Below are 14326 nucleotides of genomic sequence, written 5' to 3'. Positions count from 1 at the left end.
TGCTCCGATCAGCGCAGCAGTGGGCGCAGCAGTTCGCGCGAGATGATGTGCCGCTGGATCTCCGAGGTGCCTTCCCAGATCCGCTCGATGCGTGCGTTGCGCCAGATGCGTTCGACCGGCCCTTCGTCCATCAGGCCCATGCCACCGTAGATCTGCACCGCCTCGTCGGCGACCTTGCCGAGCACTTCGCTGGCAAACAGCTTGGCCATGCCCGCCTCGCCGTCGGTCATGCTGCCCTGGTCCATCTTCCAGGCGGTGTGCAGGGTCAGCAGTTCGGCGGCGCGGATCTGCGTGGCCATGTCGGCGAGCTTGAACGACACGCCCTGGTAGGTACCGATCGGCTGGCCGAACTGCTTGCGGTCGGCGGCCCATTGCAGCGACACGTCCAGCGCGCGCTGGGCCTGGCCGACGCAGTTGGCGGCGACCATGACCCGGCCTGCGGTCAGCCAGGCGTTGGCCACGTCCCAGCCCTTGCCGACTTCACCGAGCACCTTGGCAGCCGGCACCTTGCAATCGTCGAAGAACAGTTCGTAGGTGTGGTAGCCACGGTTGCTCACGCATTTCGGGCCACGGCGAATGGTCATGCCCGGGGTGCCACGGTCGACCAGGAAGGCGGTGACGGCGTTGCGCTTGCGGCCGTTGTGCTCGTAGGTGTCGGTGACGGCAAAGACGATGGCGAAGTCGGCGTGCCCGGCATGGCTGATGAAGTGCTTGCCGCCATTGATCACGAAGTCGTCGCCTTCACGCACGGCGCGGGTCTTGATCGAGTTGGCATCGGAACCGGCGCCCGGCTCGGTCAGGGCGAAGCAATCGGTCTTCTCGCCACGGATGCACGGCAGCAGATAGTCCTCGACCTGCTGGCCGGTGCAGGCCATGAGGATCTTCGAAGGCCGGGCGACGAACACGTGCAGCGCCCAGGAAACCTTCGACAGCTCGCGCTCGATCAGGGCCTGGGACAGGTAGTCGAGGCCGCCGCCACCGACTTCCTCGGGCATGTTGAAGGCATAGAAGCCAGCGGCGATGGCCTTGCCACGGATCTGCGCAGCGAGCTCCGGGGACACTTCGTCGGCACGGTCCACGGCTTCTTCATGGGGCAACAGCTCCTTGGCGACGAAGCTGCGTACGGCATCCACCAACATTTCTTGTTCTTGGGTCAGCTGGAAATTCATGGCCTGTTCCTGGGTAACCGGGGGAAAGAGAGCGTGCTTATTTGCCGCTGAAGTGGGGTGCGCGTTTTTCCGTGGCTGCGCGCAAGGCTTCCGCGCCGTCGGCGCTGCGCCCGCAGAGCAGGCCGGCAGCCAGCTCGGCAGTGAGCTGCTCGGCCAGGCTGCGCGAGGCGCCGTCGCGCATCAGGCGCTTGGTCTGGGCGTAGGCGAAGGTCGGCCCCTGGGCCAGCCGCGCGGCCAGTTCGGCGGTGGCGGTGGGCAGCTGGTCGTCGGCGACCACTTCACCCACCAGGCCGGCCGCCAGGGCGCGTTCGGCGCCCCACAGTTCGTCGAGGAACAGCAGGCGCTTGGCCTGTTCGCTGCCGATCAGCCGTGGCAGGTGCCAGCTGGCGCCGGCATCCGGCGAGTAGGCCATGCTGGTGTAGCCGGCCTTGAAACGGGCCGACTGGGCCGCCAGGCGCAGGTCGCAGCACAGCGACAGGTCCATGCCGGCGCCGACGGCGGTGCCGTTGATGGCAGCGATGGTGGGCTTGTCCAGGGTGTGTAGGCAGTGCATCAGGGCGTGGGCGGTTTCGGTCCAGCCGTAGGTTTCCAGTGCGCCACGGGCTTCGGCTTCGGCCCATTCGGCGAGGTCGGCGCCGGCGCAGAAGCTGCGGCCAGTGCCGGTCAGCACTACCACACGCACAGCCGGGTCGAGGTTGTACGCCTCGAGGGTGGCGTGCAGCTGCTTCAGGGTGGGGATGTCCAGCGCGTTGCGCTGCTCGGGGCGGTTCAGGGTGATCCAGGCAACGCCGGCTTCAACCTGGGTGAGTAGGGACGACGGAGCGGTCATGACGGGCCTCGGATTATTGTGATTGCTGTGAGAGGTGAGGCTCATGCTAAACGAGTGTTCAGTAAGGAGGCAATTGGGGAGGAAGCGGTGTTACAACTTCGAACAAGTGGTGCGTAATCGGGGGGTAAAGCAGATCGCGATTGGGCCACAAGGTGCATGGCGACAGGGTTGCAGCGCCTATGAGATCGAGCGCCGCGCGGGCGGCGCTCGATCTCATAGGCACTGCAAGAACACCGGCGAGCACTTGGTAGCCATCACCCAATACCCCGCCATACCCCTAGCAAACCCTCCTCAAGCAGCCGGCATTTCCATCACCACACCCTGACGCTTGCGCTGCACCAGGAAGTACGCCGCATAGCACAGCGCAATGAAGCCAAAGCCCCAGTACAGCGAAGGCCGCTGCGTCTCATCCATTGCCAGGAACACGAACAGCGAACTGCACAGGGTGATGCACAGCAACGGCACCAGCGGGTACAGCGGCGCGCGGTACTTGAGGTCGCTCAGCTGGCCGCCATCACGCAGGAACTGCTTGCGGAAGCGGTACTGCGCCAGGGCGATGACGATCCAGGTCACCGTGCCGGACATGCCACTCACCGCCATCAGCACCATGAACAGGGTGTCGGCGGCGACAAAGCTGGTCATCAGCGACACCAGCGCGAAGCACAGGGTGATGAACAGGGCGCGCAGTGGCACGCCACGGCTGCTCAGCGGCGACAGGCTGCGCGGTGCCATGCCGGTCTTGGACATCGCCCAGAGGATGCGGGTGGAGGCATACAGGCCGGAGTTGCCCACCGAGAGAATGGCGGTGAGGATCACGAAGTTCATCAGGTCTGCGGCGTAGGGAATGCCGACCATGTCGAACACCTGCACGAACGGGCTTTCCATCAGCCCGGCCTGCTGCCACGGCACGATCGCCGACAGCACCACGATCGCCAGCACGTAGAAGATCAGCACGCGGAACACCACGTTGCGCACGGCCCGCGGGATGCTCTTTTCCGGCTGGTCGGTCTCGCCCGCCGCCACGCCCATGATCTCGCAGCCCTGGAAGGCATAGACCACGGTCATCATCACCGCGAACACCGCCGACAGGCCATTGGGGAACAGCGAATCGCCGATCAGGTTGCTCATCATCGGCGCCGGCGCCCCGCTGTTCAGCGTAATGCCGCCGAAGATCACCAGCACACCGACGATGATGAAGCCGAGAATCGCCGCCACCTTGATCCCGGAGAACCAGTATTCCGCCTCGCCGAAGGCACGGGTGGCCAGGGCGTTGATGCCGAACAGCACGGCCACGAACAGCGCCGACCAGTACCAGATCGGCACCTCTGGGAACCAACGCGTCATCAGCATGCCGGCGGCGGTGAACTCAAGGCCCACGGTGGTGGCCCAGCTCATCCAGTACACCCAGCCGATCATGAAGCCGGTGGCCGGGCCGATGAATTTCGTCGCATGGGCCTGGAACGAACCGGACACCGGCATCTGCACCGACAGTTCACCCAGGCAGACCATCACCAGATACATCAGGAAACCGGCGACCAGATAGGCCAGGATCGCGCCCACCGGCCCGCCCTGGTTGATGGTCACCCCCGAGCCCATGAACAGCCCGGTGCCGATCACGCCACCGAGCGAGAGCATGAAGATGTGCCGGCTCTTCAATGCCCGTGTGAGGTGGATACCTTCAGCTTTACGGCCTTTCATTATTATTATCTCCAATAAGCGTCGAAGACCGCGTGTGCAGCGGTTGCGTCCGATTATTGGAAAGCGATGTAAGGCCCGGTTGATCGTAAAGATCAAAGATGTAAAAAGTCGTAAGGATTTTGTAGCTCAGGCGACCAGCAGTTCGGCCAGGGTGTTTTCGGCACGCTGCAACTGCTCGCCCAGCAACGGGCCCATGGCGCGCACGCCCGCCTTGTCACGGGCCAGCGCATGCTCTTCAAGCCGGCGCAAGGTCGCCGCCAGGCCGCACAGGCCCATGGAGTCGCTGCTACCGGCCAGCCGGTGGGCCAGGTGGGTCACCTCGGTGCAGTCCCCCGCCTCGACTGCTTCGAGCAAGGCCTGACGCTGTTGCGCCAGGCCGTCTCGCAGGCCAGCCAGCAGGCCTTGCAGCTTCTGTTCACCCAGCAGCGTGCGGTGCGTGGCCAACAGTTCGTGGTCGAGCCAGGCAGGGCCGGCCAGCGCTTGCTCTTGCATCTGCCCCGCCAAGGCCTGGCGCAGGTTGGCAAGCTTCAGTGGCTTGCCCAGCACCCCCTGCATGCCGGCATCCAGATAGGCACGCACCAGCCCCGGCTGCACGCTGGCGGTCAGCGCCAGGATGCGCGTATCGCGGTTGGGCGTGGCGCCGGCACGCAGCTGTCGGCACAGCTCCACGCCACTGATGCCCGGCAGGTGCACATCCAGCAGGAGCAGGTCGAAGGGTTGCCGTGCACACAGCTGCAAGCCCTGCTCGGCATCTTCGGCCAGCCAGACTTCATGCCCGTCACGCTCCAGCAGCCCGCGCACCACCTCACGGTTCAGGGCCACGTCTTCCACCACCAGGATCTGCAGCGGCGCTGCGGCGCGGTCAGCCTCGGCCATGGCTTGCGGCGCCTGCGCCGTCTCCAGCTCCAGTTCCAGCCAGAAACAGCTACCCTCCCCCTCGCGGCTGCGCACGCCGATCTGCCCGCCCATCTGCTCGACCAGGTGCTTGCTGATCGCCAGCCCCAGGCCGGTGCCGCCATAGCGCCGTGCGACTGCCTCGCTAGCCTGGACGAAACGGTCGAAGATCTTCGGCTGCATCGCCTCGCAGATGCCGATGCCGTCGTCGGTGACGCTCAGGCGCAGGCGTTGGCGCCCGGGGTGCCCCTGCAGCACCTGCACTTCGACGAGGATCTCGCCGCCCTCGGTGAACTTGATGGCGTTGGCCAGCAGGTTGCTCAGCACCTGGCGCAAGTACTGCTCGGCGCCGTACTGGTACGCGGCCAGCTGCGGGTCGATGCGGCACAGCACCAGGCTGTCGTTGGCCAGCGCACGGGGTTCGAGCAGGGTCACCACCTCGGCGCACAACTGGCGCAGGGAGAAATCCACGGCCTCGGGGCGGCTTTCGCCCTCTTCCAGGCGGGCAAAATACAGCACCTCGTTGAGGATGCTCAGCAACCCGTCGCCAGCCTTGTACAACGCCTCCAGGCGCTGACGGTCCGGCGCCGCAAGCCCGGCGCCACGCAGCAGTTCGGCCATGCCGAGGATGCCGTTGAGCGGCGTGCGCAGTTCGTGGCTCATGGTGGCGAGGAAGCGTGATTTGGCCAGGTTGGCCGCTTCGGCATCGTCCTTGGCGCGCATCAGGCTCGCCGTGCGCCGCTCGACCTGCTTCTGCAGTTCGTCGCGCTTGTCCTGCAAGGCCAGGCGGTCGGTTTCGCGGCGTTCGCTGTCACTGAGGATCGCCCGGCGCATGTCATCCAGCGCCAACGCCACGCTGTCGATCTCGTCGGTATGGGGCGAACGGCGCTTGTTCAGGCGCAGGGGCTCATGCCATTGCCCGGCACCGATGCGCCGGGCGAAGTCGGCCATGACCTGCAGGTGGCGGGTCACCAGGCGATAGAACAACCCCGACAGTGCCAGCGCCAGGCCGCAGAGGAACACGCTCATCCACAACAGGCTGGTCAGGCCGGTGGCGAACAGCCGCCGGTGCACCGCGCCCAGGTCTGTGCTCACTTCCAGCTCGCCCAGGTGCCGCGCCGGCCCGGAAGGCGGCTGGTAGTCCAGCGCAAAACGCTCGACCCGCAGCGGCCCCTGCGGGCTCGGTTCACCTTGCTGCAAGGTGAAGTCGGCGCTGTTCAGGCGCACCCGCGCCACATCGGAAAAGTCCACCAGCCCGCGCAGCTGCACGTTCAGCTGCTCCTGGTTCAGGTCCCACAGGCTGCGTTCCAGGCTGGCCAGGTAGCCGGCGCGGATCAGCGCCATGCGCGCATCGATCTCGCGCATCTCGCGGCGGTATTCGAAATACAGCTGCACGCTGCTGGCCAGCACCGTGAAGCACAGGCTGAACAGCAGGATGAACAGCAGCAGCCGGCGCAACAGGCCACCCGGTTGCAGGCGGTTCATGGCTGGCTGACCATGTCGCGGTAGGTGACCTCGCTTTCATGCAGCCAGCGCTCCAGCTCGCCAGCGTCGGTCATCTGCTGCAGTTGCGCGTCGATGTCGGCCATGCGCGCGCTCAACGGCGAATGGCGCGACACCGCCACGCGCAGGTAGTCGACGCTCAGGGCCGGGGGCAACGCGACGATGTCCTGGGCGCCGGGCAGGTGCTCGACGAACAGCTGGCCGGTGCGCCGCTCCTGGACCACGAAGTCGATACGCCCGCGAATCAGCTTGCCGAAATTCTGCCCGCTGTCCGAGACCCACTCGATGTTCTGGTGCTGCGCCACGAAGCGGTCGAACGCCGGGCCGTAGCTTTCGCCGAACAGCAGCCCGCCCCGGTACCTGGCCAGGTCTTCGAGCTTGTCGAACTGCAGCGGGTGCTGGCGATTGGCGAACACCGCCACCTCCTCGCGCAGCACCGGCACCTGCGAGAAGCGCATCGTCTTGGCGCGCTGCTCCGAGGTGTAGGCCAGCACCACATCCACCCGCCCTTCGGCAGCGTCGATCAGGCAGCGTTGCCAGTTGCCCAGCACGACCATCTCGACCTGGTAGCCCAGCCGCCCGAACAGCTCGCGCACCACCGTCGGCGCCAGCCCGCGCGGCTGCTTGCCATCGCTCCAGGACACCGGTGGGTACACCGGGTAGTCGCAGTAGCGCACGGTGCCGGCAGCCTGCAGCATACCGCTGGCCAGCAGCACCAGCAGGCCGAACAGGTACCGGCTCACGCGGCCACACTGGCAGTGAACAGGTAGCCGGCGCCATGGATGGTGATGATCAGTTCAGGCTCGGCGGGGTCGTCGTGCAGCTTGCGCCGCAAGCGGCCGACCAGCACGTCGATGGAACGGTCGTTGGGCACCCACTCACGGTTGCGGATCTGGTCCATCAACTGGTCGCGGCTCAGGGTATGGCCGCTGTTGCGCAGGAACACGCTGAGTAACTGGAACTCGCCATGGGTCAACAGGGTTTCGCCGCCTTGCGCATCGATCAGCCGGCGGCGGTCGCAGTCCAGCGACCAGTCGCCGAACTGCTTGAGGGTGGCGGTGGCGACGCTGGCTGGCCGGGCGCCCTGGGCGTGGCGCACGCGACGGATCAGGTTCTTCGCGCGGGACACCAGTTCACGGGGGTTGAGTGGCTTGCTGACATAGTCGTCGGCGCCGCATTCCAGGCCGACGATGCGGTCGATCTCGTCGTTGCGCCCGGTGATCAGGATGATCCCCACTTCCGAGCGCACCCGCAGCTCGCGGGTCAGGGTCAGGCCGTCCTTGCCGGGCAGGCGGATGTCGAGCATCACCAGTTCCACCGGCTGCTCGCTCAGCAGCGTTTCGGCCTGTTCCGCAGTGGCGGCGCAGTGGACGGTGTAGCCTTCCTGGGACAGGTAGGCCTGGAGCAAGTCACGAATCAGCGGATCGTCGTCGACGATCAGTACCTGAGAGGTCATTGCGGGTAGTCCTGAAGCGCCCGAAGGCGATTTTTTTATTAGAGTGGGCCAAGACTAGCGACTGCTGAACGGTCGATCAACAGCCCTCAGTGGCCGCGGTGAAGCGTTGCCGACCGCCGGCCTGCAGGCCATCGACCCAGGCTTCGCAGATCTGCACGCCCTGGGCCGGGGTGAAGGTGCCCGGGTTCAGCCCGGACTCCAGCCACAGGCCGTCGAGCAAGGCGCTGAGGCTGATGGCGGCGAGGTCGGCATCGAAGCGCTCCCAGCCCTCCTCCCGCGCCAGCTCCGCCAGCAGCGTGCGTAGCTCGCGGCGGTATTCGCCGTAGGAATGGTCGTGCGCCAGGTTGATCGCCTCGGCGGTCTTCACCGCGCCCCAGAACGCCAGCCAGGCATCGAGCAGTTGCGGGTCGAGCAGTTCGGCACTGAACGAGCCACGGAAGAACGCCGACAGCCGCTCGCGGGCATTGGGCGCGACCTGGGCCATGGCCTCGCGCAGCAGCTGCATGACCCGGCCGGTGACCGCCATGTAGGCTTCGGCGACCAACTCGTCCTTGCCCGAATAGTGGTGGCTGATCAGGCCCACCGAGACGCCGGCTTCGGCGGATATCTTGCGGATCGACGCGCCCTGGAAGCCATGGCGCTTCAGGCAGGCCAGGGTGGCCTCGACCAGATTGGCCTTGCGCAGTTCGGGCAGCATGCGGCTGAAGCGGGCTTCCTGGGTCATCGGTGGCTCTCGTGGATCGCACAGTTGAACGACTGTATAGCAACTCGCCTCGGTCGCGATACCCTGTTTATACTCGGGCACGATAACAACAACAGAGGCACCGCCCATGACCGACCTGATCCACCAGCAGCTCGACGAAGGCCTGCTGACCCTGCGCCTGAACCGCGCGGACAAACTCAACGCCCTGACCAACGCCATGTACACGCGGCTGGCGGAGCTGTTCGAAGCGGCCAACGATGACCCGCAGGTCGAGGTGATCCTGATCACCGGCAGCACCGAGTGCTTCACCGCCGGCAACGACTTGCCGGACTTTCTCGACCAGCCCCCGACCGACCTGCAAAGCCCGGTGTTCCGCATGATGTGGGCGGTACTGGCGTTGGACAAACCGCTGATCGCCGCAGTGGCCGGGCCGGCGATCGGCATCGGCACCACGCTGTTGCTGCACTGCGACCAGGTACTGATCAGCCGTGACGCCAAGCTGCGCACCCCGTTCGTGGCGCTGGGCGTGTGCCCGGAGTTTGGCGCGAGCCTGTTGCTGCCACAGATGCTCGGGAATGCCCGGGCGGCGCAGCTGTTGCTGTGCAACCAGGCGCTGAATGGCGAACAGGCCGTGCAGTGGGGCCTGGCGACCGAATTGTTCGACGATGGCACGCAATGCCTGGCTGCCGCCGTCAAGCTGGCGCGGCGCCTGCAGCAGCTGCCGGTCGATGCCCTGCGCATCAGTAGGCGTCTGCTCAAGGATGGGCAGCGCGAAGCATTGGCCGCAACGGTGGCCAAGGAAGGTCTGCTGTTCATCGAACGGCTCAACAGCGATGAAGCCAGGGCCGCCTTAACCGCGATGGTATCGCGCAAGGGTGCCTGAACCGTCAGGTTGATACGCTTGGTAGCACAGTATTACGGCATACCACATGCCAATAAGTAACACTGCCAAGCTCAACCCTTCAAAGACGCCACTCTCAGCGAATTCGCGGTATTGGCCCGAGTTTTGCTGTCATGACGGAACCCATCATGCGAGTGTTCAATTCATGGCCCGCCTCCCCTCGCTCGTTGCCAAGTTTCGCACCCGCCGTTCTGGCTGGGTGCGCGCCTTGCCGTGTGGGGCCATGAACGGATTCCTGCGCCGAGCGTCGGCACCGTTGCAGGTCACCCTGCAACGCCTTCCCGCCGCTGTCGCCGCCAAGCAGAACGGTTTCTGGCAGATAGTCGGCTGATTTCTTCCACGAGCGTTGTGCTCGACCCTTGCAGGCACCGCTGTCGCGGCGCCCGCGCACCTGCATCCGCAGAACCGCCTGGCGCGCCCTTGGTGCAGCGCCCGAGGTTCTGCACCTGGAAGAAATCCAATGACTCAAGACACCGCTATTCTCGTGATCGACCTGCAGCAGGAAGACAGCTTCCCCCTGCCGCGCCTGGACACTGTGATCGACAACGCCGCCGCGCTGATTGACGGCGCCCGCAGCCGCAACCTGCCACTGTTCTACACCCGCCACGTCAACGATGCGCAAGGCCGCGACCTGGCACTCGGCGAACCGGTCGACGCCCAAGGCCGACCAACCACCTACCGCGCCGGCACCCCGGCCATCGAAATCATCGACGCCCTGGCACCGCAGGCCGGTGACGTGGTGATCGACAAGCAGCGCTACAGCGCCTTTCACGGCACGCGCCTGGCCCAGACCTTGAAAGGCCGTGGCATCAAGCGGCTGGTAGTGATCGGTGTGTTGACCGACGTGTGCGTGATGAGCAGCCTGTTCGATGCCTACCAGCACGACTTCCAGCTGGTGCTGGTCGCCGACGCCTGCACGGCGACCACGCTCGCTGCCCATTATTCGGCGCTGTTCATCCTCTCCAACTGGCTCTACGGGCTGGAAATCTTCGCCACCGAGCAGTTGCTGCGCCGCTGGGACCGCCAGCCGGCAGCCTCTGTGCGCAGCGCAGAACCCGACCATCTCGCCCATGAGCCAGACGCGTTCGTGCAGACGATTGCGCGCTTCGAACAGCAACTGGCTGCCCAACGCTGAGGGGAGAACGACATGAAAGTAGAGAAAAGAAGCATCGACTTCATCCCGGAAGCCGAACGCCATGGCGAACCGCGTTCACTGTTCTTCGTCTGGTTTGGCGCCAACGCCAACATCACCACGGTGGCCGCCGGTGTGCTGCCGATCAGCATGGGGCTCAACCTGTTCTGGAGCGCGCTGTCGATTCTGCTCGGCTCGTTGATCGGCGCGATCTTCATGGCGTCGCATTCCGCCCAGGGCCCGCGCCTGGGCATCCCGCAGATGATCCAGAGCCGCGCGCAGTTCGGCGTGTTCGGTGCCATCGTGCCATTGCTGTTCGTGATGCTCATCTACCTGGGCTTCTTTGTCAGCAACACGCTGCTGGCCGCCCAGGCCATTGCCAGTGCCAGCCCGTTCGGCAATGGCGGCAACATCGCCCTGCTCGGCGGCCTGTGCTTCCTGGTGGCGTTGTTCGGCTATCAGCTCATCCACCGTCTGCAGAAGCTGCTGTCATTGCTGTCGATCGCGGTCTTCGGCATCGCCACCCTGCTGGCCCTGGCGTTGCCGATGGAAAGCGGGCAATGGACAGCGCAAGGCTTCAACCTGGCCAGCTTCCTCGCCTCGGTGAGCATCGCAGTGACCTGGCAGTTGTCCTACGCGCCTTACGTGGCCGACTACTCGCGCTATCTGCCAACCCGCACGTCCACGCGGCAGGTGTTCTGGTACAGCTACGCAGGCACGGTCATCGGCGGCAGCTGGATGATGCTGCTGGGTGCGGTGCTGGCCAAGGCCATCGCCGGCTTTTCCGACAACGTCGGCCTGCAGCTGCTCGGCGTGCTCGGTGGCGGCACCTTGCTGGCGGTGGCGTTCGTGCTCTACGGGCAGATCGCGATCAATGTGTTCAACCTGTATGGCGCTTTCATGTCGACGGTAACAGTGATCGAGCCGTTCGCGGCGCTGAAGGTCACCCCCGGGGTACGCGCGGGCTTCATGTTGGTGATCTGTGCCCTGGCGACGGCGTTGTGCACCCTGGCTCAGGATGACTTCATCCAGTTCTTCCTGAACTTCATCTTCTTTATGAGCTATTTCCTGATCCCCTGGACGGCGATCAACCTGGTGGACTACTACGCGCTGCGCAAAGGGGTCTATCAGATTGCCGACATCTTCGACCCGTCGGGCATCTATGGCCGGGTCAACTGGATCGCGGTGGGCGTGTTCCTTGCCACCATCGCGCTGGAAATTCCGTTCATGAATACCTCCCTCTACGTCGGGCCGGTCGCAGCTTCGCTGCAGGGCATCGACCTGGCTTGGGTGGTGGGATTGCTGTTCCCGGCGGCCTGTTATTACGGCCTGATGAGCAAGCGCGGGGTCGCGGCGGCCAGCACCGTCAAGACCTGATAAATGCAGCACTGAAAGATTGCGCGGCTCTTTTGGGAGCCGCGCTTGTCGTGGCGACGAACCGCGGCGATGGGCCGCAAAGCGGCACCAACATTCTTGCGTCTGCCTTTGCTCGACAGCGATCACCCTCAAACGGCTGATTTCGACCCATAGCGGTCATTCCTGAACGACTTGACCCTGAGGATGTAAGCCGCTTGGGCAAAGCAATTGGCTACTGCAGGTTGCGCATACCGCGGAGGAACATGGTCAACGCAACTCCCTGCTATTCACCACCCTAGATGAATACCCCTTGCTTTTTATTAGACCTAGAATAATGTAGAGAAGCATACATTTTACGATGAATACTCTACATGATTTATTGGTCGCTACTGATCCTTGGGCTGCCGACGGCCAACGCCACCGAGCGCATGCGCGCCTGGAGAACGTTGAAGGCCTCTGGTGCAGCTGTGCTGCGTGATGGTGTTTACCTGCTGCCAGAACAGTGCGCAGGCCGCGAAACGCTCGAAGCCGTGGAGCGAGATGTGCTGGCCATCAACGGAACAGCATTTCTGCTGTCGCTGCCTGAACGCGAGGAGCGCTTCAGCGGGCTATTCGACAGAAGCGATGAGTACGCCAAACTGCTGGAGGAGATTGCAGGCTGCCGGGCCGACCTATCGCCGGATAGTGCGCTGCAGACAGCCCGGCAGGTGCGCAAGCTCAGGAAGGCCTTCGGCCAGTTGGCGGCGATCGACTTCTTCCCAGGTGTGCTCAAGAAACAAGCCGACTTGGCCCTACAGGAGCTTGAGACCGCGATTAGCCGTGCACTGTCCTCCGATGAGCCAAGTGCGCACGATGAGGCCATCAACCAACTGGAGCGCAGCGAATACCAAGGTCGCCGATGGGCAACGCGAAAACGCCCGTGGGTGGATAGGTTGGCATGTGCCTGGCTGATCCGTCGCTTCATCGATACCGACGCCCAATTCATTTGGTTGGACAATCCCAGCGACTGCCCCAGCGATGCGCTTGGCTTCGACTTCGATGGGGCTCGGTTCAGCCACGTTGGCCAGCGGGTTTCCTTCGAAACCCTTATCGAGAGCTTTCGAGTTCAACAGCCAGGACTGGCACGCCTGGCAGGCGTCATCCACTACCTGGATGTGGGGGGCGTCCAACCTTCCGAAGCACCAGGCATCGAGCGTGTCCTCGCCGGCTTGAGAGAGAGCATTGGCGATGACGATCAACTGACAACGGTCGCCGGAGGCATCTTCGATGGCCTGTTGACAGCTTTCGCAAGCGAGGAAAGCCAAAATGGTTGATACCACCTCCGCAGTGAGTGAACAGCCGCCATCGCAAGCGACTCAGCAGCCGATCGGCCTCTATGAAGCCTTCCTGTTCTGGCTCAAGCTCGGTTTCATCAGCTTTGGCGGGCCTGCCGGACAAATCTCGATCATGCACCAGGAGTTGGTCGAGCGTAGGCGGTGGATCAGTGAGAAGCGGTTTCTGCACGCGCTGAACTACTGCATGTTGCTGCCTGGCCCTGAAGCTCAGCAGCTAGCCACCTACATCGGCTGGCTCATGCACCGTACTTGGGGCGGGGTGATTGCCGGTGCGTTATTTGTCCTGCCCTCGCTGTTTATCCTGATAGGTTTGTCGTGGGTCTACGTCGCCTTTGGTGAGGTACCGGTAGTCGCAGGGATCTTCTATGGCATCAAGCCGGCGGTCACGGCTATTGTGGTCCACGCAGCTCACCGGATTGGCTCGCGAGCCCTGAAGAATGGCTGGCTGTGGGCCATGGCCGGCGCCTCGTTCGTGGCGATCTTCGCCCTCAACGTGCCGTTCCCGCTGATCGTGCTGGTGGCTGCCATCATCGGCTATGTAGGTGGTCGCATCGCCCCAAGCAAATTCGTTATCGGTGGCGGTCATGGTGCGGCGAAAAACAGTTATGGCCCAGCCCTGATAGATGACGACACTCCAACCCCTGAACATGCACGTTTCAGATGGGGCCACCTAGTACGCCTGCTGCTGATCGGTGCTGGGCTTTGGGTCCTGCCTATGGGGCTGCTGACGCTCTCGTTTGGCTGGGAGGGCACCCTGACGCAGATGGGCTGGTTCTTCACCAAGGCCGCCCTTATGACCTTCGGCGGTGCCTACGCTGTGCTGCCCTATGTCTATCAGGGAGCAGTTGGGCATTACGGCTGGCTGACGCCAACCCAGATGATCGATGGCCTCGCCTTGGGGGAAACCACGCCTGGGCCACTGATCATGGTGGTTGCCTTCGTCGGCTTCGTCGGTGGCTACGTGCATCCGATGTTCGGTGCGGAACACTCATTCCTTGCCGGCGCGATCGCGGCGAGCCTCGTCACTTGGTTCACCTTCCTGCCTTCCTTCATCTTCATCCTTGCCGGTGGCCCAGTGGTGGAGTCGACTCACAACGAGATGAAGTTCACCGCCCCGCTTACAGGCATCACCGCCGCTGTGGTGGGGGTGATCCTGAACCTCGCTATGTTCTTCGGCTACCACGTGCTTTGGCCAAAGGGTTTCAGTGGGGCTTTTGACTGGCCGTCGGCGGTGATCGCGGTTGCTGCTGCGATTGCCTTGTTCCGCTTCAAGCGGGGTGTAATCCAAGTACTGTTTGCCTGCGCCCTGGCCGGTCTGGCAGTCCATCTGTTGCGTCTTTGAAACCCACAG

Annotated in this window: 12 protein-coding genes; 5 read left to right on the top strand and 7 right to left on the bottom strand. The window is 64.1% G+C overall.

What is annotated here, in order from left to right:
- Positions 1-8: 8 nt before the first annotated feature.
- The 7 genes from J7573_RS13525 to J7573_RS13495 form a co-directional block, all read right to left on the bottom strand.
- Positions 9-1169 (bottom strand): acyl-CoA dehydrogenase family protein, encoded by a 1161-nt coding sequence (locus J7573_RS13525; RefSeq protein ID WP_294335520.1) that lies wholly within the window; start codon positions 1167-1169, stop codon positions 9-11.
- A 37-nt stretch (positions 1170-1206) separates the two neighbouring features.
- Entirely contained in the window at positions 1207-1998 is a 792-nt protein-coding gene (locus J7573_RS13520) for an enoyl-CoA hydratase-related protein (protein ID WP_294335519.1), read from the bottom strand.
- A gap of 291 nt (positions 1999-2289) precedes the next feature.
- Complete coding sequence (locus J7573_RS13515; RefSeq protein ID WP_294335517.1) at positions 2290-3696, bottom strand: amino acid permease; 1407 nt, start codon at positions 3694-3696, stop codon at positions 2290-2292.
- 126 nt (positions 3697-3822) lie between these two features.
- Positions 3823-6075: an ATP-binding protein gene (locus J7573_RS13510; protein ID WP_294335516.1), complete on the bottom strand. Its 2253-nt coding sequence runs from the start codon at positions 6073-6075 to the stop codon at positions 3823-3825.
- The gene (locus J7573_RS13505; protein ID WP_294335515.1) at positions 6072-6836 is read right to left on the bottom strand and encodes a transporter substrate-binding domain-containing protein; all 765 of its coding nucleotides are present in this window, start codon (positions 6834-6836) and stop codon (positions 6072-6074) included. Before J7573_RS13505 ends, J7573_RS13510 begins: the two co-directional genes overlap by 4 nt.
- Positions 6833-7549 (bottom strand): response regulator, encoded by a 717-nt coding sequence (locus tag J7573_RS13500; RefSeq protein ID WP_159410955.1) that lies wholly within the window; start codon positions 7547-7549, stop codon positions 6833-6835. Before J7573_RS13500 ends, J7573_RS13505 begins: the two co-directional genes overlap by 4 nt.
- Before the next feature lie 76 nt (positions 7550-7625).
- Positions 7626-8273: a TetR family transcriptional regulator C-terminal domain-containing protein gene (locus tag J7573_RS13495; RefSeq protein WP_294335513.1), complete on the bottom strand. Its 648-nt coding sequence runs from the start codon at positions 8271-8273 to the stop codon at positions 7626-7628.
- Between the two features lie 106 nt (positions 8274-8379).
- Between J7573_RS13495 and J7573_RS13490 the strand changes: the two genes are divergently transcribed.
- The 5 genes from J7573_RS13490 (at position 8380) to chrA (ending at position 14317) form a co-directional block, all read left to right on the top strand.
- Positions 8380-9135, top strand: coding sequence for an enoyl-CoA hydratase-related protein (locus tag J7573_RS13490; RefSeq protein WP_294335512.1), 756 nt, complete (start codon positions 8380-8382; stop codon positions 9133-9135).
- Between the two features lie 478 nt (positions 9136-9613).
- Positions 9614-10288 (top strand): isochorismatase family cysteine hydrolase, encoded by a 675-nt coding sequence (locus J7573_RS13485; protein WP_294335511.1) that lies wholly within the window; start codon positions 9614-9616, stop codon positions 10286-10288.
- 12 nt (positions 10289-10300) lie between these two features.
- Positions 10301-11662 (top strand): cytosine permease, encoded by a 1362-nt coding sequence (locus J7573_RS13480; RefSeq protein WP_294335510.1) that lies wholly within the window; start codon positions 10301-10303, stop codon positions 11660-11662.
- Positions 11663-12012: 350 nt separating this feature from the next.
- Complete coding sequence (locus J7573_RS13475) at positions 12013-12954, top strand: chromate resistance protein ChrB domain-containing protein (RefSeq protein WP_294335509.1); 942 nt, start codon at positions 12013-12015, stop codon at positions 12952-12954.
- Positions 12947-14317 carry a chromate efflux transporter gene (chrA, locus tag J7573_RS13470; RefSeq protein ID WP_294335508.1) on the top strand — a complete coding sequence of 457 codons (1371 nt, stop codon included), beginning with the start codon at positions 12947-12949 and terminating at the stop codon, positions 14315-14317. Before J7573_RS13475 ends, chrA begins: the two co-directional genes overlap by 8 nt.
- Positions 14318-14326 lie beyond the last annotated feature (9 nt).

The organism is Pseudomonas sp., assembly GCF_017744435.1.
Classification (GTDB): domain Bacteria; phylum Pseudomonadota; class Gammaproteobacteria; order Pseudomonadales; family Pseudomonadaceae; genus Aquipseudomonas.
This window is presented reverse-complemented; position numbering and strand designations above follow the sequence as displayed.

Coding starts and splice junctions, on each gene's coding strand:
- J7573_RS13525 (WP_294335520.1), bottom strand. CDS start 1,169: ATGAATTTCCAGCTGACCCAAGAACAAGAAATGTTGGTGGATGCCGTA.
- J7573_RS13500 (WP_159410955.1), bottom strand. CDS start 7,549: ATGACCTCTCAGGTACTGATCGTCGACGACGATCCGCTGATTCGTGAC.
- J7573_RS13475 (WP_294335509.1), top strand. CDS start 12,013: ATGATTTATTGGTCGCTACTGATCCTTGGGCTGCCGACGGCCAACGCC.
- J7573_RS13495 (WP_294335513.1), bottom strand. CDS start 8,273: ATGACCCAGGAAGCCCGCTTCAGCCGCATGCTGCCCGAACTGCGCAAG.
- J7573_RS13515 (WP_294335517.1), bottom strand. CDS start 3,696: ATGAAAGGCCGTAAAGCTGAAGGTATCCACCTCACACGGGCATTGAAG.
- chrA (WP_294335508.1), top strand. CDS start 12,947: ATGGTTGATACCACCTCCGCAGTGAGTGAACAGCCGCCATCGCAAGCG.
- J7573_RS13485 (WP_294335511.1), top strand. CDS start 9,614: ATGACTCAAGACACCGCTATTCTCGTGATCGACCTGCAGCAGGAAGAC.
- J7573_RS13520 (WP_294335519.1), bottom strand. CDS start 1,998: ATGACCGCTCCGTCGTCCCTACTCACCCAGGTTGAAGCCGGCGTTGCC.
- J7573_RS13510 (WP_294335516.1), bottom strand. CDS start 6,075: ATGAACCGCCTGCAACCGGGTGGCCTGTTGCGCCGGCTGCTGCTGTTC.
- J7573_RS13480 (WP_294335510.1), top strand. CDS start 10,301: ATGAAAGTAGAGAAAAGAAGCATCGACTTCATCCCGGAAGCCGAACGC.
- J7573_RS13490 (WP_294335512.1), top strand. CDS start 8,380: ATGACCGACCTGATCCACCAGCAGCTCGACGAAGGCCTGCTGACCCTG.